This is a genomic window from Mycoplana ramosa (assembly GCF_041930185.1).
GTDB classification, from domain to species: domain Bacteria; phylum Pseudomonadota; class Alphaproteobacteria; order Rhizobiales; family Rhizobiaceae; genus Mycoplana; species Mycoplana ramosa.
On record NZ_JBHEEW010000003.1, the window covers coordinates 257,370 to 275,355 of the forward strand.

Annotated in this window: 16 protein-coding genes; 10 read left to right on the plus strand and 6 right to left on the minus strand. The window is 63.8% G+C overall.

Features of this window, described 5'->3' with window-relative positions; all coding sequences use genetic code 11:
* Positions 1-61: 61 nt before the first annotated feature.
* A complete protein-coding gene (locus JNC62_RS05610; RefSeq protein WP_374836760.1) occupies positions 62-997 on the minus strand; it encodes a tyrosine recombinase XerC in 936 nt (311 codons plus the stop codon).
* A gap of 127 nt (positions 998-1,124) precedes the next feature.
* On the opposite strand from JNC62_RS05610, the gene JNC62_RS05615 reads away from it, so the two are divergent.
* The 10 genes from JNC62_RS05615 to JNC62_RS05660 all read left to right on the plus strand — a co-directional run bounded on the left by JNC62_RS05615 (position 1,125) and on the right by JNC62_RS05660 (position 12,985).
* Positions 1,125-2,027, plus strand: coding sequence for a lysophospholipid acyltransferase family protein (locus JNC62_RS05615; protein ID WP_374836761.1), 903 nt, complete (start codon positions 1,125-1,127; stop codon positions 2,025-2,027).
* Between the two features lie 49 nt (positions 2,028-2,076).
* Positions 2,077-3,210, plus strand: a complete 1,134-nt coding sequence (locus tag JNC62_RS05620) for an AAA family ATPase (protein ID WP_374836763.1) — start codon at positions 2,077-2,079, stop codon at positions 3,208-3,210.
* Positions 3,211-3,271: 61 nt separating this feature from the next.
* Positions 3,272-5,476 (plus strand): primosomal protein N', encoded by a 2,205-nt coding sequence (locus JNC62_RS05625; RefSeq protein WP_374836765.1) that lies wholly within the window; start codon positions 3,272-3,274, stop codon positions 5,474-5,476.
* 195 nt (positions 5,477-5,671) lie between these two features.
* Positions 5,672-6,055 carry an AGROH133_08824 family phage infection protein gene (locus JNC62_RS05630; RefSeq protein WP_374836767.1) on the plus strand — a complete coding sequence of 128 codons (384 nt, stop codon included), beginning with the start codon at positions 5,672-5,674 and terminating at the stop codon, positions 6,053-6,055.
* A 264-nt stretch (positions 6,056-6,319) separates the two neighbouring features.
* Positions 6,320-6,886, plus strand: coding sequence for a F0F1 ATP synthase subunit delta (locus JNC62_RS05635; protein WP_374836769.1), 567 nt, complete (start codon positions 6,320-6,322; stop codon positions 6,884-6,886).
* Positions 6,886-8,415 (plus strand): F0F1 ATP synthase subunit alpha, encoded by a 1,530-nt coding sequence (gene atpA, locus JNC62_RS05640; protein WP_374836770.1) that lies wholly within the window; start codon positions 6,886-6,888, stop codon positions 8,413-8,415. Before JNC62_RS05635 ends, atpA begins: the two co-directional genes overlap by 1 nt.
* A gap of 28 nt (positions 8,416-8,443) precedes the next feature.
* Positions 8,444-9,316 carry a F0F1 ATP synthase subunit gamma gene (locus JNC62_RS05645; protein ID WP_374836772.1) on the plus strand — a complete coding sequence of 291 codons (873 nt, stop codon included), beginning with the start codon at positions 8,444-8,446 and terminating at the stop codon, positions 9,314-9,316.
* A 26-nt stretch (positions 9,317-9,342) separates the two neighbouring features.
* Entirely contained in the window at positions 9,343-10,863 is a 1,521-nt protein-coding gene (atpD, locus tag JNC62_RS05650) for a F0F1 ATP synthase subunit beta (protein ID WP_374836774.1), read from the plus strand.
* 73 nt (positions 10,864-10,936) lie between these two features.
* On the plus strand, positions 10,937-11,344 hold the full coding sequence (locus JNC62_RS05655) for a F0F1 ATP synthase subunit epsilon (protein ID WP_374836937.1): 408 nt from the start codon (positions 10,937-10,939) through the stop codon (positions 11,342-11,344).
* A gap of 213 nt (positions 11,345-11,557) precedes the next feature.
* Complete coding sequence (locus tag JNC62_RS05660; protein ID WP_374836776.1) at positions 11,558-12,985, plus strand: mannose-1-phosphate guanylyltransferase/mannose-6-phosphate isomerase; 1,428 nt, start codon at positions 11,558-11,560, stop codon at positions 12,983-12,985.
* Between the two features lie 27 nt (positions 12,986-13,012).
* Here the strand turns inward: JNC62_RS05660 and JNC62_RS05665 are convergent, their stop codons facing one another.
* The 5 genes from JNC62_RS05665 to JNC62_RS05685 all read right to left on the minus strand — a co-directional run bounded on the left by JNC62_RS05665 (position 13,013) and on the right by JNC62_RS05685 (position 17,972).
* On the minus strand, positions 13,013-13,774 hold the full coding sequence (locus JNC62_RS05665; protein ID WP_374836939.1) for a metallophosphoesterase family protein: 762 nt from the start codon (positions 13,772-13,774) through the stop codon (positions 13,013-13,015).
* 116 nt (positions 13,775-13,890) lie between these two features.
* Positions 13,891-14,865 carry a DUF6030 family protein gene (locus tag JNC62_RS05670; RefSeq protein ID WP_374836778.1) on the minus strand — a complete coding sequence of 325 codons (975 nt, stop codon included), beginning with the start codon at positions 14,863-14,865 and terminating at the stop codon, positions 13,891-13,893.
* 72 nt (positions 14,866-14,937) lie between these two features.
* Entirely contained in the window at positions 14,938-16,659 is a 1,722-nt protein-coding gene (locus tag JNC62_RS05675; RefSeq protein ID WP_374836780.1) for an ABC transporter substrate-binding protein, read from the minus strand.
* A 72-nt stretch (positions 16,660-16,731) separates the two neighbouring features.
* Positions 16,732-17,151, minus strand: coding sequence for a DUF2160 domain-containing protein (locus JNC62_RS05680; protein WP_374836782.1), 420 nt, complete (start codon positions 17,149-17,151; stop codon positions 16,732-16,734).
* Positions 17,151-17,972, minus strand: a complete 822-nt coding sequence (locus JNC62_RS05685) for a carbohydrate ABC transporter permease (protein WP_374836941.1) — start codon at positions 17,970-17,972, stop codon at positions 17,151-17,153. Before JNC62_RS05685 ends, JNC62_RS05680 begins: the two co-directional genes overlap by 1 nt.
* Positions 17,973-17,986 lie beyond the last annotated feature (14 nt).

The window sequence follows — 17,986 nt, forward strand, 5'->3', positions numbered from 1 at the left end:
GCAGGCCGGCGTGGCAATTGCGTGACGATGCCGCACTGGACGGGGGGAGCGTCGATTGCCATCAGGCGCGCGGATGCGCCCTGTCGTAGATTTCGAGCAGCCTGGCTGAATCCACCCCGGTATAGACCTGGGTGGTCGACAGGCTGGCGTGGCCCAGCAATTCCTGGATGGAGCGCAGGTCGCCGCCGCCGGCGAGCAGGTGGGTGGCGAAGGAATGGCGCAGCGCATGTGGCGTGGCGCTGTCCGGCAGGCCGAGGGCGCTGCGCATTTTCTGCATCTCGCGCTGAATGATTGCCGCCTGCAGCGGGCCACCACGGGCGCCACGAAAGAGCGGCTGGTCCTTGGCGAGCGCGTAGGGACAGAGGCGGACGTAGTCCTCGACACCGATGCGGGCGGCGTCAAGCAGCGGCACGATGCGGGTCTTGCCGCCTTTGCCGGTGATGCGCAGCGCCTTCGCGCCGGCGCCGAAGTCGTCCGGGGTGAGCGACAGGGCTTCCGAGATGCGCAGCCCGCAGCCGTAGAGGAGGGTCAGAACGGCGGCGTTGCGCACGCTGATCCAGGGCTCCTCGGCCAGTTGTGCGCCGGCATCGACGACCAAAAGCGCCTGCTCGTCGGTCAGCGGCTTGGGCAGCGATTTCGGCTGCTTCGGCGAGCGGATCGCCGCCGCACCGGCCGCATTGGCGAGGCCCTTGCGCTCGAGATGGCGCAGAAACGAGCGCAGGCCGGCAAGCCCCCGCCCGAGCGTACGGGCACCAACGCCGTCGCGCCGCCGCGCCGCGAGAAACCCGCGCAGGTCGGCTGGACGCAGGTTGTCGATATCTTTCAGGCGGGCGGGAGCGGCGAGGTGACGCGTCAGGAAGGCAAGGAACTGGCGCGTGTCCCGCTCATAGGCCTCGAGCGTGTTGTCGGAAAGACGGCGCTCTTGCGCAAGCGCGGCAAGCCAGGCCGTGCGTTCGTCCAGCAATGCCTGGTCGGCAATGATGAGCAGTTGATCCATCGATATCCAATCCGTGTCGCCCCATCCTGCGGCCGCGCGGTTAGGGATTTGCTAAGATTGACTTCGCAACTGTCACGATTAGATCATATGGAACTGCGATATCGGGCTGAACTCGACAGGGAGTCCCATGGAAAGGCGCGTTTCAGCAACGGTCTTCGCACATTTCACCGAGACCCTGGCGCTCGTGTCGCAGGGGCAGCCCGGCCATATCGTCGACACGCTGATTGCCGAGCGCGGCACGCGCATCGTCCATAACCCGCTCTGGCCGGTTCTGCGGCCATTGCTCTATTCGATCTTGAACTATCGCCGGGCAATCGAGTTCGCCGACGCCGTGGCCAACATGTCTGGCTTCCAGGCCTTTGAGTTCCTGAGTGCCACATTGATGCTGGATATTGCGGTCCGGCACCCGGATCGCATCCCCGACCGGGGCGGTTTTCTGCTTGTCAGCAATCACCCGACCGGGATTGCCGACGGGATTGCCATGTTCGACCTTCTGAAGGAGCGTCGGCCCGACATGATGTTTTTCGCCAATCGCGATGCCGTCCGCGTCAACCCGCGGTTCGCCGAGATGATCATTCCGGTCGAATGGCGCGAGGAGCACAAGAGCAAGCTGAAGACGCGCGAAACGCTTCACATCACCAACCGGGCGATTGCCGAGGGAAAGGCCGCTATCCTTTTCCCCTCCGGCCGCATCGCCTATTGGGGAGAGGGTCGATTGAACGAGCGACCGTGGAAGATCTCGGCCGTGTCGCTTGCGCGCAAGTACGAGCTGCCGATCCTGCCGGTGCACATGTCGGCGCGCAATTCCGGGCTGTTCTACTGGCTCGCCAAGTGGTCCACCGAACTGCGCGACATGACCGTCTTCCACGAACTTTTGAACAAGAAGAGCAACCGGTTCGAATTCACGATCGGCACTCTGATCCAGCCGGACGAATTGGCAGGCGACCCGATCGAAGTCACCAGGGCCTTGGAGCGCCATAGCGTCTTCGCGCTGGCGCAAGATCCGGACGCGGTGTTTGCGCGCAGCTGAGGATGCATTAATCCTTTTCTCCGGCGCATGGAATCGCTTAGGTAAGGCCATGTTGCTGCGCTCCATGCACGCCGAAAACTACCGCTCGCTCCGGTCGATCCGCATGGATCTCGGCCCGGTGAACCTGTTTGTCGGCGAGAACGGCACGGGAAAATCGAACCTTTACCGCTCGCTGCAGCTGGTGCAGGCCGCTGTCAGGGGCACGTTCGCACAGGAGATCGCCGCCGAAGGCGGCATGGCCTCGGCCCTGTGGACCGGCCGCAGGCGCCCGAACGAGCCGATCCGCATCCGGCTCGAAGCGGAACTTCTCGATGAGGAGCGGGCGATCACCTTCTGCTACCGCATCGAGGCGGGGCTTCGGCCGCCGGCCGCGGCGGGCTTTGCCTTCGAGCCGCAGATCAAGACGGAGGAACTGGCGATCGAAACCAGCAGCCGGCCGGTGACAGTGCTGAAGCGCGCCGGACCCGGCATCATGGTGCGAAACGAAGCTGGACGGATGGAAGAATATCCGGAGCAGGCGCTGACCTCGGAGACGGCGATGGCGCTTCTCGGCGACGCCGGCCATTACCCGGAAATCGGCACCTTCCGCCGTGCGGTATCGCAGTGGCGGTTCTTCCACGGCTTCCGCACCGACCGCGAGTCGCCGCTGCGACAACCCTGCCTTGCTGTCACCGCGCCGATGCTGGACGAGGATGGCGGCAACCTGGCTGCGGTGTTCGCCACGCTTTCCCATACCCGGCAGGACACCGTCGACCTCGACCGGGCGATCACCGATGCCTTTGAGGGCGCAAGCCTCGCGGTGCCTGAGCCGGGCGAATTCGCCTCCTTCGGGCTGGTGTTTCCGCAGTTTCCCCAGCGCACGTTCCAGCCGCGCGAACTGTCCGATGGCCAGATCCGTTTCCTCGCGCTGGCAGCCGCACTACTATCCTATCGCAGCCCTCCGCTTGTTGCGCTGAACGAGCCGGAAGCCAGCCTACATCCCTCCATGCTGCCGCCGCTCGCTACGATGATCGCCAGTGCTGCCCGCTCGAGCCAGGTCTGGCTCGTCACCCATTCCGAGCTGCTGGCGCGCGAGGTTGAGCAGCGCTGCGGCATACGGGCAAAGCGCGTGATTCGCAAAGAGGGCGCCACCTGGATCGAGGGTATGCGGCTGACCGGCGAGATCGCCGAGGAGGGGGCGTGAGCACCCGCCTTTCCGCCCGGCTGGAACTGTCGTGCCCGTCGAGGCGCGGGACCACGGCTGCATGAACCGCCTGTCCGACGACCTGTTCGGCGGGCCGCCGCCGACGCGCACCGTGCCCGTCCTTGTGCCGATGCCCGCGCCGCGCCCTTACTCCTACGCCGTGCCGGAGGGCATGGCGGTGGAACCGGGTTCGATCGTGCAGGTTCCGCTCGGCTCGCGCCTCGTATCCGGCGTCGTCTGGCATCGGGAGGGCGATGATGGCGTTGATCCGAAGAAGCTGCGGCCGATCGAGAAGGTGTTCGATTGCCCGCCCTTGACCAACGAGATGCGCGCCTTCATCGATTGGGTTTCTGCCTACACGCTGACCCCGCCGGGGCTCGTTGCGCGAATGGCATTGCGCGCGCCGGCCGCCTTCGATCCCGAGCCGATGGTGGAGGGCCTGCGATTTACCGGCGTCCGGCCGGAACGGATGACGGCAGCGCGGGAGCGCGTGCTGGCGCTCGTCGAGGAAGGTCTTCCCTGGACCCGATCCGGCCTCGCCCATGCCGCAGGCACCTCATCCAGCGTGATCGATGGCCTGACCGCGCAGGGAAGCTTCGAGACCATCTTCCTGCCGCCGCCGCCGGTTGTGGCCAGGCCCGACCCGGACTACGTCGCGCCGCGGCTGGAGGGGCCGCAGACGGATGCAGCGGCCGACCTCGTCGAACAGGTGCGCGCCGGTCGCTTCAGTGTCGCGCTGATCGACGGTATCACCGGCTCGGGCAAGACGGAGGTCTATTTCGAGGCGATCGCGGAAACGCTGCGGCGGGGCCGGCAGGTGCTGATCCTGCTGCCGGAAATCGCGCTCACGGCCAGCTTCCTCGAACGCTTCCAGGACCGGTTCGGCGCCAAGCCGGCCGAGTGGCATTCCGATCTGGCACCGCGGACCCGAGAAAAGGTCTGGCGACAGGTGACGACGGGGGAGGTGCGCGTCGTCGCTGGCGCCCGCTCGGCCCTGTTCCTTCCGTTCGAGGATCTCGGCCTAGTCATCGTCGACGAGGAGCACGACCCGGCCTACAAGCAGGAGGACCGCGTCTTCTACAATGCCCGCGACATGGCCGTGGTGCGCGCCCGGATCGGTGATTTTCCGGCCGTCCTCGTCTCGGCGACGCCGTCGGTCGAAAGCCGGGTCAACGCCGACCATGGCCGTTACCGGGCGCTGCACCTGCCGACCCGCTTTGGCGAGGCGGCACTGCCGGATCTGCATCTGGTCGACCTGCGCCGGCACCCCCCACAGCGCGGCGGCTTCCTCTCGCCGGTCATGCTGCGCGCCATCGGCAAGACGGTCGAGCGCGGCGAACAGGCGCTGCTCTTTCTCAATCGTCGCGGCTATGCGCCGCTCACGCTCTGCCGCGTCTGCGGCCACCGGTTCCAGTGCCCGCAATGCTCGAGCTGGCTGGTGGAACATCGTTTCCGCGGTCAGATCCAGTGCCACCATTGCGGCTATGCAGAACGCACGCCGGAAGCCTGCCCGGAATGCGGCACCTTCGACCATCTCGCCGCCTGCGGCCCTGGCGTCGAGCGGATAGCCGAGGAAGTCGAGAAGCACTTTCCGGATGCGCGCACGATCGTGCTTTCCTCCGACCTGATGGGGGTGAAGCGGCTGCGGCTCGAACTCGAGGCGATCGCCAGGGGCGAAGCGGACATCGTCATCGGCACGCAGCTGGTGGCGAAGGGACACAATTTTCCGCTGATGACGCTGGTCGGCATCGTCGACGCGGATCTCGGCCTGTCGAACGGCGATCCGCGTGCGGCCGAGCGCACCTTCCAGCTTCTGTCGCAGGTGACGGGCCGGGCAGGCCGGACGGGCCTGAAGAGCCACGGCCTGATCCAGACCTATCAGCCGCTGCATCCCGTCATGCAGGCGATCGTGTCCGGCGACGCGCGCGACTTCTACGAGCGCGAGATCGGCGAGCGCGAGAAGGCGATGCTGCCGCCCTTTGGCCGCCTTGCCTCGGTCATCGTCTCCGCCGACAGCCGCGCGGAAGCCGAAGCACACGCCCGCGCCCTGCGGCAGGCGGCGCCGGTCGTGTCCGGCATCGCCGTCCTTGGCCCTGCCGAGGCGCCGCTGGCGCTGATCCGGGGTCGCCATCGCTTTCGCCTGCTCGCGCACGGCCAGCGCTCCAGCGACATGCAGGCCTTTTTGAGCGCGATGATTGCCAACGGGCCGAAGGAGCGCGGTTCGGTCCAGGTTCAGGTCGATATTGACCCGCAGAGTTTCCTCTGAACGAATTGCACCGGTTTCCGACAGTGTCACATTGTCGCAATCGGTGCCGGGCGTGACGTGCGTAACTGCCAGCCGGCGCTCGGCCCCATGGGGCGGTGGCCAAAGGTCGTGCATAACGAGTTGGTCCGGATTCCTCGCGCCGCCGCTTTGTGCAATAAGTGCCACCGAACCAAGGGCAAGCGCCGGAGAGCGTTCATGGAATTCTACATTCCGACCGAGACTGGGGAGTTTCTCGCATTCTGCGGCGCGCTCGCCGCGCTTCTGCTCGGTCTCGTCGGTTTGTTCGCCCCGCGCTCGAGCCTGAAGTTCAATGGGCTCCAGTTGCGCGACGGCGCGACGGAGGGATATGCCGCCGCTCGCTCGCTTGGCGGTTTTCACGCCGGGCTGGCGCTCTCTGCCCTGATGGTCGCGCAGGACTGGGCCTATCTCGCGGTCGGGTCGGCCTTCGCGCTGGCCGCTTTCGGGCGCATCCTGTCGATGATGTCGGACGCCTCGTTCAGCGTGAAGAACCTTGCTTTGCTCATGGCGCAAATGGTGCTGGCGGCCTTGCCGCTTGCCTACGTGTTCGGCGTGGTCTGAGAAGGATTTTCTGCCTCGGGTCACCGAATCGGCAGAGGCGGATTCAATTTTGCCAAAATTCGGGGCAACGCTTCTCCACTTATCCCGGATTCCTGTCTCCCGGCGTGTTGCGAGTCTGAAGTTCCTATGCTAGACGAACCGCGAATTTCAGAAAGAGCGGGGCGTCCAGCCTTGCGAGAACTGAAGATAATCGCAACGAATTCAGGGTTTTGAGTTTACGGTCAGTCCGCAAGCTGCCGCTCTGGATGAAAATAAGAGAAGCTTGTGCCCGTGGCAGACACATCCCAGCTTATTTCCGGTGTTGCAGAAAGGTACGCGTCTTCGCTTTTCGAGCTTGCGCTCGAAGCCGGCAGCGTAGAGGTAGTGGGCTCGGATCTGGGCCGCTTCCAGGCGATGATTGATGAAAGCGACGACCTGAAGCGTCTGATCCAGAGCCCGGTATTCTCCGCCGAAGAGCAGACGAAGGCCATTTCGGCGATCGTCGAGAAGGCTGGCTTGACGGGGCTCGTCGCAAACTTTCTGAAGGTCGTGGCCTCCAACCGCCGGCTCTTCGCCGTGCCGGGGATGATTCGGGCCTATCGCGCCATCGCGGCGCGGCATCGCGGTGAGATCACCGCTGACGTAACCTCCGCGCACGCCCTTTCGGTCGAGCAGGAAATCGAATTGAAGGCGGCGCTCAAGGGCGTCACCGGCAAAGACGTGGCGATCGCCGTCACTGTCGACCCGTCTATCCTCGGTGGTCTGATCGTCAAGGTCGGTTCCCGCCAGATCGACACCTCCCTTCGCACCAAACTCTCTACCCTTAAGCTTGCACTGAAAGAGGTCGGCTGATGGATATCCGCGCCGCGGAAATCTCCGCAATTCTCAAAGATCAGATCAAAAATTTCGGCAAAGAGGCGGAAGTCTCGGAAGTCGGCCAGGTGCTCTCCGTCGGTGACGGTATTGCCCGCGTTTACGGCCTCGACAACGTCCAGGCCGGCGAAATGGTCGAATTCCCGGGTGGAATTCGCGGCATGGCGCTGAACCTGGAAAGCGACAACGTCGGTGTCGTTATCTTCGGTTCGGACCGTGACATCAAGGAAGGCGACACCGTCAAGCGGACCGGCGCCATCGTGGATGTCCCGGTCGGTCCGGAACTGCTCGGCCGCGTCGTCGATGCGCTCGGCAACCCGATCGACGGCAAGGGCCCGATCAATGCCAAGCAGCGCTCGCGCGTTGACATCAAGGCTCCGGGCATCATTCCGCGCAAGTCGGTTCATGAGCCGATGTCGACCGGCCTCAAGGCCATCGACGCGCTCATCCCGGTCGGCCGTGGTCAGCGCGAGCTCGTCATCGGCGACCGCCAGACCGGCAAGACCGCCATCATTCTGGACACCTTCCTGAACCAGAAGCCGATCCACGACAACGGCCCGGACCAGGACAAGCTGTACTGCGTCTACGTGGCTATCGGACAGAAGCGTTCGACCGTTGCCCAGTTCGTCAAGGTGCTCGAAGAGCGCGGCGCGCTGCAGTATTCGATCATCGTCGCTGCGACAGCGTCCGACCCGGCTCCGATGCAGTACCTCGCGCCGTTCGCCGGCTGCGCGATGGGCGAGTACTTCCGTGACAACGGCAAGCACGCCCTCATCGGCTATGACGACCTTTCCAAGCAGGCCGTTGCTTACCGCCAGATGTCGCTGCTGCTGCGCCGTCCGCCTGGCCGCGAAGCCTATCCGGGCGACGTTTTCTACCTGCACTCCCGCCTGCTCGAGCGCGCTGCAAAGCTGAACGACGAAAACGGTGCCGGCTCGCTGACAGCACTGCCGGTCATCGAAACGCAGGGTAACGACGTTTCGGCGTTCATCCCGACCAACGTGATCTCGATCACCGACGGCCAGATCTTCCTTGAAACCGACCTGTTCTATCAGGGCATCCGTCCGGCCGTTAACGTCGGTCTGTCGGTTTCTCGCGTCGGCTCTGCCGCGCAGATCAAGGCGATGAAGCAGGTCGCAGGCTCGATTAAGGGCGAGCTCGCGCAGTATCGTGAAATGGCCGCGTTCGCCCAGTTCGGCTCGGACCTAGACGCTGCCACGCAGCGCCTGCTGAACCGTGGTGCGCGCCTGACCGAACTCCTGAAGCAGCCGCAGTTCTCGCCGCTGAAGACGGAAGAGCAGGTCGCGGTCATTTTTGCCGGCGTTAACGGCTACCTCGACAAGCTGCCGGTCAACCAGGTTGGCAAGTTCGAGCAGGGGCTGCTTTCGTACATGCGTACGGAAGGCAAGGGCATCCTCGAAACGATCCGGACGGAGAAGGCCATCAGCGACGACACCAAGGGCAAGCTCAAGGCTGCTCTTGACGCCTTCGCCAAGACTTTCGCCTGAACGGGCTTTATTCTAGGACGGACAACGGATGCCTTCACTTAAGGATCTGAAAAACCGGATCGCCTCCGTCAAGGCGACGCAGAAGATCACCAAGGCGATGAAGATGGTCGCCGCGGCGAAGCTTCGGCGTGCGCAGGAGGCGGCCGAGGCCGCTCGGCCCTACTCGCAGCGCATGAGTGCTGTTCTGGCCAACATCGCGCAAGCGGTGGGCCAGGACGATGCGGCACCACGCCTGATGACGGGCACCGGTAAGGACGACGTGCACCTGCTCGTCGTCTGCACCGCCGAACGCGGCCTCTGCGGCGGTTTCAACTCGCAGATCGCTCGTCTCGCTCGCGACCACACGCGCAAGCTCCTTGCCAACGGCAAGACGGTCAAGATCATTTGCGTCGGCAAGAAGGGGTTCGATATCCTGCGTCGCGAATACGCGTCGCTGATCATCGACCGCGTCGATCTTCGTGACGTCAAGCGCATCGGCTTTGCCAATGCCGACGAGATCGGCCGCAAGGTGATCGGGCTGTTCGAAAAGGGCGAGTTCGACGTCTGCACGCTGTTCTACTCGGAGTTCAAGTCGGTCATCGCGCAGATCCCGACGGCTCAGCAGCTGATCCCGGCCTCGGCTGGCGAGGCGACCGAGCAGTCCGACGCGATCTACGACTACGAACCCGATGCGGCCGCGATCCTCAGTGATCTCATTCCGCGCAACATTTCCGTCCAGATCTTCCGGGCCCTGCTCGAGAACGTTGCCGGCGAGATGGGTGCAAAGATGAGCGCCATGGACAACGCGACACGCAACGCCGGTGAGATGATCGACAAGCTGACGCTCAGCTACAATCGCCAGCGTCAGGCTCAGATCACCAAGGAACTCATCGAAATCATCTCGGGCGCTGAAGCGCTCTAAGGACCAGGACAAAGAGGGTAAGGATCATGGCTAAGGCAGCTACCCCGAAAGAAACCGCAGCGGAGAAGAAGCCCGCTGCCCCGCGCAAGACGGCAGCCGCCAAGGCCGCATCGGTCTCCGTTTCCGCCACTGGCGCAACCGGTCGCGTGACCCAGGTCATCGGTGCCGTCGTCGACGTCGCCTTCGACGGTCACCTTCCGCTCATCCTAAACGCGCTGGAAACAGACAACAACGGCAACCGCCTTGTTCTGGAAGTCGCCCAGCACCTCGGTGAGAACACCGTTCGCACGATCGCCATGGACTCGACCGAAGGTCTGGTTCGCGGCCAGCCGGTCTCCGACACGGGCGCTCCGATCTCGGTTCCGGTCGGCGACGAGACGCTCGGCCGCATCATGAACGTCATCGGCGAGCCGGTTGACGAAGCCGGTCCGCTGAACACCAAGGCGAAGCGCGCCATCCACCAGGACGCTCCGGCCTATGTCGAGCAGTCGACGGAAGCCCAGATCCTCGTCACGGGCATCAAGGTCGTCGACCTGCTGGCGCCGTACGCCAAGGGCGGCAAGATCGGCCTGTTCGGCGGCGCCGGCGTTGGCAAGACCGTTCTGATCATGGAACTGATCAACAACGTCGCCAAGGCGCACGGCGGTTACTCGGTGTTCGCCGGTGTGGGTGAGCGTACCCGCGAGGGCAACGACCTCTACCACGAAATGATCGAGTCCGGCGTTAACAAGATGGGTGGCGGTGAAGGCTCCAAGGCCGCCCTCGTCTATGGCCAGATGAACGAGCCGCCGGGCGCCCGCGCCCGCGTCGCCCTGACCGGTCTGACGATCGCCGAAGACTTCCGCGACAAGGGTCAGGACGTTCTGTTCTTCGTCGACAACATCTTCCGCTTCACCCAGGCCGGCTCGGAAGTGTCGGCTCTGCTCGGCCGTATCCCTTCGGCCGTGGGCTATCAGCCGACGCTCGCCACCGACATGGGTCAGATGCAGGAACGCATCACCACGACGACCAAGGGTTCGATCACCTCGGTTCAGGCCATCTACGTTCCGGCCGACGACCTGACCGACCCGGCACCGGCCACCTCGTTCGCGCACCTGGACGCAACGACCGTTCTGTCGCGTTCGATCGCCGAAAAGGGTATCTACCCGGCCGTGGACCCGCTCGACTCGACCTCGCGCATGCTTGACCCGATGATCGTCGGCGAAGAGCACTACGAGGTGTCGCGCAAGGTGCAGACGACGCTGCAGCGCTACAAGTCGCTCCAGGACATCATCGCCATCCTCGGCATGGACGAACTGTCCGAAGAGGACAAGCTGACGGTTGCCCGCGCCCGCAAGATCGAGCGCTTCCTGTCGCAGCCGTTCTTCGTGGCTGAAGTGTTCACCGGCTCGCCGGGCAAGCTCGTCGCCCTCGAAGACACGATCAAGGGCTTCAAGGGCCTCGTCAACGGCGAGTACGACCACCTGCCGGAAGCAGCCTTCTACATGGTCGGCTCCATCGAGGAAGCCGTCGAGAAGGCGAAGAAGCTGGCTGCCGAAGCCGCTTGATGCCGAAAGTCTCGGGCGCCCGCTCGCCGGGCGCCTGCGTCTGACCTGATGAAATCAGAAGAAGTGAATGGTCATGGCCGACAGTTTCAACTTTGAACTCGTTTCTCCCGAGCGACTGCTCCTTTCGGGCAGCGTCGAAGCCGTCGTTCTGCCGGCGACGGAAGGCGAGATGACCGTCATGGCCAACCATGCGCCGACCATGACGACTATCCAGCCCGGTGTCGTCACCGTGAAATTCGCCGACGGCAAGATCGATCGCTTCGTCGTCTTTGGCGGCTTTGCCGATATCCTGCCCTCGGGCTGCACGCTGCTCGCGGAATCGGCGGTCCACGTCGATGAAATCAGCCGTGACGATATCATCAAGCGGGTCGAGGTTGCCCGTGCTGAGCTGGAGGCCGCGTTAAACGATGAGCACCGCGCCAGTATCGAGCGCTACATCGCCCAACTGGGCACGGTGCAGGGAACGGTTCTGCCAGCCTGAAGCCGCTCTGCGATCAGATATCAAGCCCCGCTCCGGCGGGGCTTTTTGTTGTCCGGGTCTGCCGGGATGGCGAAGAAGCGCTTAACTACAACGGCAGATTGGTGGCATTCGGCGGACTAATTGCTTTGAAACGGGGCAGTTTGCTGTTTCTATGCGCCAACCGCGCTGGCTGCGGCGGGCCGGCCCCATTCGTGCTTCGCTGGATTTAGATCAATGTCCGACAAAATCATTCCCATCATCATGGCGGGCGGCATGGGAACGCGGCTGTGGCCCTTGTCGCGTGCGCAGGCGCCGAAACAGTTTTTGGAACTGCTGGGCGGCAAGACGCTGTTTCAACGCACGCTGGAGCGGGTCTCCGATGGTGAGCTCTACACAGCGCCGATCGTGCTGACCAATGCGGAGTTCCGCTTCCTGGTGGCAGAGCAGGCCCGCCTGATCGATCATCCGCTGGCGAAGATCATGCTGGAACCGGTAGTGCGGAACACTGCCCCGGCTTTGGCGGTTGCTGCCCTGGCCGTCGAACGGGAATACGGAGAAGGCGCCGTCATGCAGGTGCTGGCCTCCGATCACGAGATCGCCGCCAACGCGGTCTATTTCGATTGTGTCGCAAAGGCACGAGAAGCCGCAAAGGCGGGACGGCTCGTCACGTTCGGCATTACGCCAAGCGAGCCTGCGACCGGCTATGGCTATATCGAGGCCGGCGAGGGGCTCGGTGGCGGTGCGTTTGCGGTCAAGCAATTCATCGAAAAGCCGGACCGGAAAAAGGCCGAGGCGCTTCTGGCGGCCGGCGGGCATCTCTGGAACTCCGGCATGTTCATGCTGCCGGTAGGGCCGTTCCTGAAGGAACTGCGCCGCCTGGCGCCCGCCGTTCTCGAGGCGGCGGCCCGTTCGCTTGAGGCTGCCAAGCACGACCTTGATTTCGAGCGGCTCGATCCGGAAACCTTCGCGACGGCGCCAGACATTTCCATCGATTATGCCGTGTTCGAGAAGACGCCGATTGCCGCCGTCGTGCCTTCGCCGATCGATTGGTCGGATCTCGGGAGCTGGGATTCGGTCTGGAAGCTGGGTGCGCGCGATGAGCAGGGCAACGTGTCCGACGGGCGGACCACCTTGCTCGACACGCAGAACTCACTCGTCCTTTCCAAGGAGATCCACGTCGCCGTCCAGGGTCTTTCCGACGTCGCCGTCATTGCCAGCGAGGACGCTGTCTACGTTGGCCGCATGGAGGACAGCCAGAACGTCGGCAAACTAGTGAAATATCTAGCCTCGAAGGAAGAGACGGCGGCGCTTACCGAGACACACCGCACGTCCTATCGACCGTGGGGAGGTTATACTTCGGTGCTCAACGGGGACCGCTTCCAAGTGAAGCGCCTGTTCGTCAAACCCGGAAAGCGGCTCTCGCTGCAGAAGCACCACCATCGCTCCGAGCACTGGATCGTCGTGCGCGGCACGGCCGAGGTGACGATCGGGGACCGCACCATACCGCTGCGCGAGAACGAATCGATCTATATCCCGCAGGGTGAGGTTCACCGCCTGTCCAACCCCGGCAAGATCCTGCTGGAACTCATCGAGGTGCAGACCGGATCGTACCTCGGAGAGGACGACATCATTCGCATCGAGGACGAGTTCGGCCGGCAATAGCGGTTTTGCCCAGCCGGCGAGCTTGCTTCAGAGCAGCCGCGCGCCCCCTCCGTCGATCTTCAGGACCGTCAGGCGGCCGGTGGTGAAGCAGCCGGTGTCGATGCCGATGCGGCCGTCGGCAAATTCGGGTTCGCGGCAAGGCGTGTGGCCATGCACCACGATTTGCGGCAGCCCGGATCCGACGGTGAGGAAGGGGTCACGAATCCACAGCAGATCCTCGTCCTCCTGGGCTTCCAGGGGAATTCCGGGCCGCAGGCCGGCATGAACGAAAACGTAGTCGCCGGCCGCCAGCAGCACCGGCAGTCCAGCCAGGAACATCACGTGGCGGGCCGGAATGACCCTTCGCAGCCTCTCGGAGACCGTTTCGGTCGCGAACCCCTGCCTGGTAATGTCGTCAAGGTCGATGCCGTAGGAGGCGAGGGTCGCCTCGCCACCGAAATTGGGACCGAGCCAGTACAGCCAGGCGAGGGGATCCCGAATGAACTGCAGGAAAATATCGTCGTGGTTGCCGCAGAGGGTCACCCGCGCCAGGCCGTCATCATGCTGTTGCGTGAGATGGTCCAGCACCGAGGCTGCCTTCGGGCCGCGGTCGACGTAGTCGCCGAGATAGACGACCAGAGCCTCGTTGCCGGCGGATCCGAGATCGTTCCTGATCCGGGCTTCGGCCGCAAGCATCTCCCGGTAACAGCCATGCACGTCACCGATCGCGTAGATGACGGGCGGCGGGCCGTCCAGTCGCAAACGCCTCCGGCCGTGGCGGCGGCCGGGGGCGGACGAGAACTCGATCATTCTGTCCAACAGCTGTTCCATCGGCGCACAAGGATGCTAGCAAGGCGTCCAGTCTGCGCACATTCCTGCCCGGAAATCGAATCCATATTTTTGCGCGATGCACCGGTGCGCCCCGGCTAGCGGTCAGCGAGAGGAGGCTCCGGCATCGGAAGCCATTGGTCGCGACTGAAGTAATCGGGCAGATAGCGGTTCTTCGGTCGGGTTCGGTCCGGCGTGATGATGAAGTTGTAACGCGGCGTATCACCGAATTCCTTCTTGAGCTGGATCCGGTTCCCGAACACGACAACGTCGACTTCCCTCAAGTTTCGGATGCTGTCTACGATCTCGGGCGCGTCCTTCCAGCGCACCTCGTCGAGAAATACTTCCACGGCGGCGATGGCGGCATCGGTGAGCTGTGCCCGGTCTTTTTCGTTCTCCAGATTCAGCTTGATGCGGAACGATGTAAGGCGTGCGGCGTCATTGCCGCGGATGGAAAGATAGGCGGACGTGGGCGGCCCGCTTGCGCCCTCGCCGACGGGAAATTCACGATAGGAGGTGCATTCCCAACTGCCCTTAGCCAGTCCTTCCTTCCAGCCGGCGTTGAGAAAACCGCTGCGCGCGAGCGCGTCGCAAAGGTCTTTCGGGTCGCGGCGTATTGGTCGCGTGAACTTCGTTTCCAGCGGAACCAGCTTGGAAACGAGCCTCTCGGGAATCTCGACCTTGGGGCGGGGAATGCGGTTGCCACGGATCTCGTGGGAAAGTGGCTCCCGGGCGACAGGCTGCGGCTGGATCGGTGGGTAGCCCAGGCGCTCGAGCAGGCGGTTCAGATTGCGGTAGTCGTTGGCAAGCAGGACGGTGGCGGCAATCGCGGAAAGAACGCACAGCATCAGCAGCGCAAACAGGGTTCTGCCGGATCTGCCTCTCGTCTGGTGCGCCATGCCGTATGGATTGCTGTCGCTGCCCGATCGCTGCGAAGTCCACCGGTCCGGTTCGAGCCGGGCCGGCCGGTGGTGCCGGATCCGCCGGTTGTGTCGGTGATAGGGCAGAAAGGCACTGGCGGCAAGTGCAGCGGGTAACGCCCGGATTCGCAGGCGTGTGCCGCGCAGCAGCAAAAACCGCCCGGAAGTGGTCCTCCGGGCGGCTTGTTATGGGCTCGGGTCCGTTTGGACCCGACTGCTTGCAGCCTACTGCTCCCAGCTCTTGACGAGTTCGTCGTAGTTGACCGTCAGCGGCTGTTCCTTCTCGTTCTCGATCTTGAGCTGCGGCGCGAGGTTGCCCTTTGCAACCGCATCCTTGTTCCAGTACTCGAGATCATGCTCCTCGGCGAGCTTCGGACCGATGTCGCCCTGGACGCCGGCGCGTTCCAGGCGGCTCAGCACCTGCTCCTGCTCGGCGCAGAGCGAGTCCATGGCCTCCTGCGCGGTCTTTGCGCCCGAGGACGCATCGCCGATCGCCTGCCACCACAGCTGGGCCAGCTTCGGGTAGTCGGGAACGTTCGTGCCGGTCGGCGACCACTGGACGCGGGCCGGCGAACGATAGAACTCGATCAACCCGCCGAGCTTCGGAGCGCGGTCGGTGAAGCTCTGGTGCTGGATCGTGCTTTCGCGCGTCAGCGTCAGACCGACATGGCTCTTCTTCACGTCGACCGTCTTGGAGGTGACGAACTGCGCATAAAGCCAGGCGGCCTTTGCGCGGTCGTCCGGCGTCGACTTGAGCAGCGTCCAGGAACCCACGTCCTGATAGCCGAGCTTCATGCCGTCCTTCCAGTAGACGCCGTGGGGCGATGGGGCGAAGCGCCACTTCGGCGTGCCGTCCTCGTTGACCACGGGCAGGCCGTCCTTGACCATGTCGGCGGTGAAGGCCGTGTACATGAACATCTGCTGGGCGATCTCACCCTGCGCCGGCACCGGTCCGGATTCGGAGAAGGTCATGCCCTGCGCCGCGGCCGGTGCGTAGGCCTTCATCCAGTCGAGATACTTCTGGATGGCGTAGACCGAAGCCGGGCCGTTGGTGTCGCCGCCACGGGCGACGCACGAGCCGACCGGCCGGGACTTCTCGTCGACCTTGATACCCCATTCGTCGACCGGAAGACCGTTCGGCAGGCCCTTGTCGCCGTTGCCGGCCATCGACAGCCAGGCGTCGGTGAAACGCCAGCCGAGCGAGGGGTCCTTCTTGCCGTAGTCCATGTGGCCATAGACCTTCTTGCCGTCGATCTCGCGGCCGGTGAAGAACTCGGCGATATCCTCGTAGGCCGACCAGTTGACCGGCACGCCGAGATCGTAGCCGTACTTCGCCTTGAAGTCGGCCTTGTTCTTCTCGTCGTTGAACCAGTCGTAGCGGAACCAGTAGAGGTTGGCGAACTGCTGGTCGGGCAACTGATAGAGATCGCCATCCGGCGCCGTGGTGAACTTCAGGCCGATGAAATCTTCCAGGTCGAGGTTCGGGTTGGTGACATCCTTGCCTTCGTTCGCCAGCCACTTCGTCAGCGAACGGGCCTGCTGGTAGCGCCAGTGCGTGCCGATCAGGTCGCTATCGTTGATGTAGGCGTCGTAGATGTTCTCGCCCGATTGCATTTGCGTCTGCAGCTTCTCGACCACGTCGCCTTCGCCGATCAGGTCGTGCGTCAGCTTGATGCCGGTGATCTCCGAGAACGCCTTGGCGAGAACCTTGGATTCGTATTCATGCGTGGTGATCGTTTCCGAGACGACCTTGATGTCCATGCCGGCAAACGGCTTGGCGGCATCGATGAACCACTGCATCTCAGCTTCCTGAGCGGCCCGGTCGAGCGTCGACATGTCGCCGATCTCGGCATCGAGGAACTTCTTAGCGGCCTCCATATCCGCGTATGCCGTGCCGGTGAGGGCCAGCAACATGGTTGCCGTAGTTGTCAGAAGGTGCCTTCGCATCATTTTCCTCCCTTGGGTTGTGCGACTGCAGTCTGAAAGGCCGGGCGTGCCCGGCCCCCCGTTCTTGTGGCCCTACACGTAGCGGAACACGCCGATGGCGTAGACCACGCTGAGGGCAAGTGCCCACCACAGGCCCGAGCCGACCAGCCCAAGCCATGCGAGATTGATGAATGCCGAACCGAGCAGCGACAGGAACAGCCGGTCGCCGCGCGTCGTCTCGAAGCGCAGGATGCCGAAGCGCGGATTGCCGCCGGGCCGGGCGTATTCCCAAACCGCCATCAGCGATAAAAGCGCGAAGATCGACAGGAAGAACATCGCGGTCGGGAAGGTCCAGGCCATCCAGCCGCCCGGGATGAGCGGTGCAAACCAGTCGCGGGCCCCGTCCTTCACCGGTAGCGACACGACCAGCAGTCCGGCGGCGAGCGCGTAGATCAGCAAAACAGCTGCAAGGGCCACGGGCCAGCGGTTCTTGCGGTTGGCGTCGGCAGCCATCAGACCCTCCCCAGGGCAAAGCCCTTGGCGATGTAGTTGCGGACAAAATAGATGACGAGCGCGCCGGGGATGATCGTCAGCACGCCAGCTGCTGCCAGCACGCCCCAGTCCATGCCCGAAGCCGAGACCGTGCGCGTCATCGTCGCGGCGATCGGCTTGGCCGCCGTCGTCGTCAGCGTGCGGGCGATCAGGAGCTCCACCCAGGAGAACATGAAGCAGAAGAACGCGGCCACCCCGATGCCCGAGGCGATCAGCGGCACGAAGATCTTGCCGAAGAATTTCGGGAACGAGTAGCCGTCGATATAGGCGGTCTCGTCGATCTCCTTTGGCACGCCCGACATGAAGCCCTCCAGGATCCAGACGGCGAGCGGCACGTTGAACAGGCAGTGCGCCAGGGCAACGGCGATGTGCGTGTCGATCAGGCCGAAGGCGGAATAGAGCTGGAAGAAGGGCAGGGCGAACACCGCCGGCGGCGCCATGCGGTTGGTCAGAAGCCAGAAGAACAGGTGCTTGTCGCCGAGGAAGCGATAGCGCGAAAAGGCATAGGCCGCCGGCAGCGCCACCGCGACGGAGATCACCGTGTTCATCACCACGTAGAGGATCGAATTGATGTAGCCCGAGTACCAGGCCGGATCGGTGAAGATGACGATGTAGTTCCTGAGCGTCGGGTTCTGCGGCCAGAGCGAGAAGGTGCCGGTGATCTCCGTGTTCGTCTTGAAACTCATGTTGACGAGCCAGTAGATCGGCAGCATCAGGAACAGGATGTAGAGCGTGGGGACGATCCAGCCCAGGTTGCGGCGAGGCGTCCGGGCTGCCGCCATTGTTTCGACGCGAA

What these genes read in the sequence shown, in the direction of transcription:
- JNC62_RS05610 (WP_374836760.1), bottom strand. Translation starts at nt 997, where the DNA reads ATGGATCAACTGCTCATCATTGCCGACCAGGCATTGCTGGACGAACGC.
- JNC62_RS05615 (WP_374836761.1), top strand. Translation starts at nt 1,125, where the DNA reads ATGGAAAGGCGCGTTTCAGCAACGGTCTTCGCACATTTCACCGAGACC.
- JNC62_RS05620 (WP_374836763.1), top strand. Translation starts at nt 2,077, where the DNA reads ATGTTGCTGCGCTCCATGCACGCCGAAAACTACCGCTCGCTCCGGTCG.
- JNC62_RS05625 (WP_374836765.1), top strand. Translation starts at nt 3,272, where the DNA reads ATGAACCGCCTGTCCGACGACCTGTTCGGCGGGCCGCCGCCGACGCGC.
- JNC62_RS05630 (WP_374836767.1), top strand. Translation starts at nt 5,672, where the DNA reads ATGGAATTCTACATTCCGACCGAGACTGGGGAGTTTCTCGCATTCTGC.
- atpA (WP_374836770.1), top strand. Translation starts at nt 6,886, where the DNA reads ATGGATATCCGCGCCGCGGAAATCTCCGCAATTCTCAAAGATCAGATC.
- JNC62_RS05645 (WP_374836772.1), top strand. Translation starts at nt 8,444, where the DNA reads ATGCCTTCACTTAAGGATCTGAAAAACCGGATCGCCTCCGTCAAGGCG.
- atpD (WP_374836774.1), top strand. Translation starts at nt 9,343, where the DNA reads ATGGCTAAGGCAGCTACCCCGAAAGAAACCGCAGCGGAGAAGAAGCCC.
- JNC62_RS05655 (WP_374836937.1), top strand. Translation starts at nt 10,937, where the DNA reads ATGGCCGACAGTTTCAACTTTGAACTCGTTTCTCCCGAGCGACTGCTC.
- JNC62_RS05660 (WP_374836776.1), top strand. Translation starts at nt 11,558, where the DNA reads ATGTCCGACAAAATCATTCCCATCATCATGGCGGGCGGCATGGGAACG.
- JNC62_RS05665 (WP_374836939.1), bottom strand. Translation starts at nt 13,774, where the DNA reads ATGATCGAGTTCTCGTCCGCCCCCGGCCGCCGCCACGGCCGGAGGCGT.
- JNC62_RS05675 (WP_374836780.1), bottom strand. Translation starts at nt 16,659, where the DNA reads ATGCGAAGGCACCTTCTGACAACTACGGCAACCATGTTGCTGGCCCTC.
- JNC62_RS05680 (WP_374836782.1), bottom strand. Translation starts at nt 17,151, where the DNA reads ATGGCTGCCGACGCCAACCGCAAGAACCGCTGGCCCGTGGCCCTTGCA.
- JNC62_RS05685 (WP_374836941.1), bottom strand. Translation starts at nt 17,972, where the DNA reads ATGGCGGCAGCCCGGACGCCTCGCCGCAACCTGGGCTGGATCGTCCCC.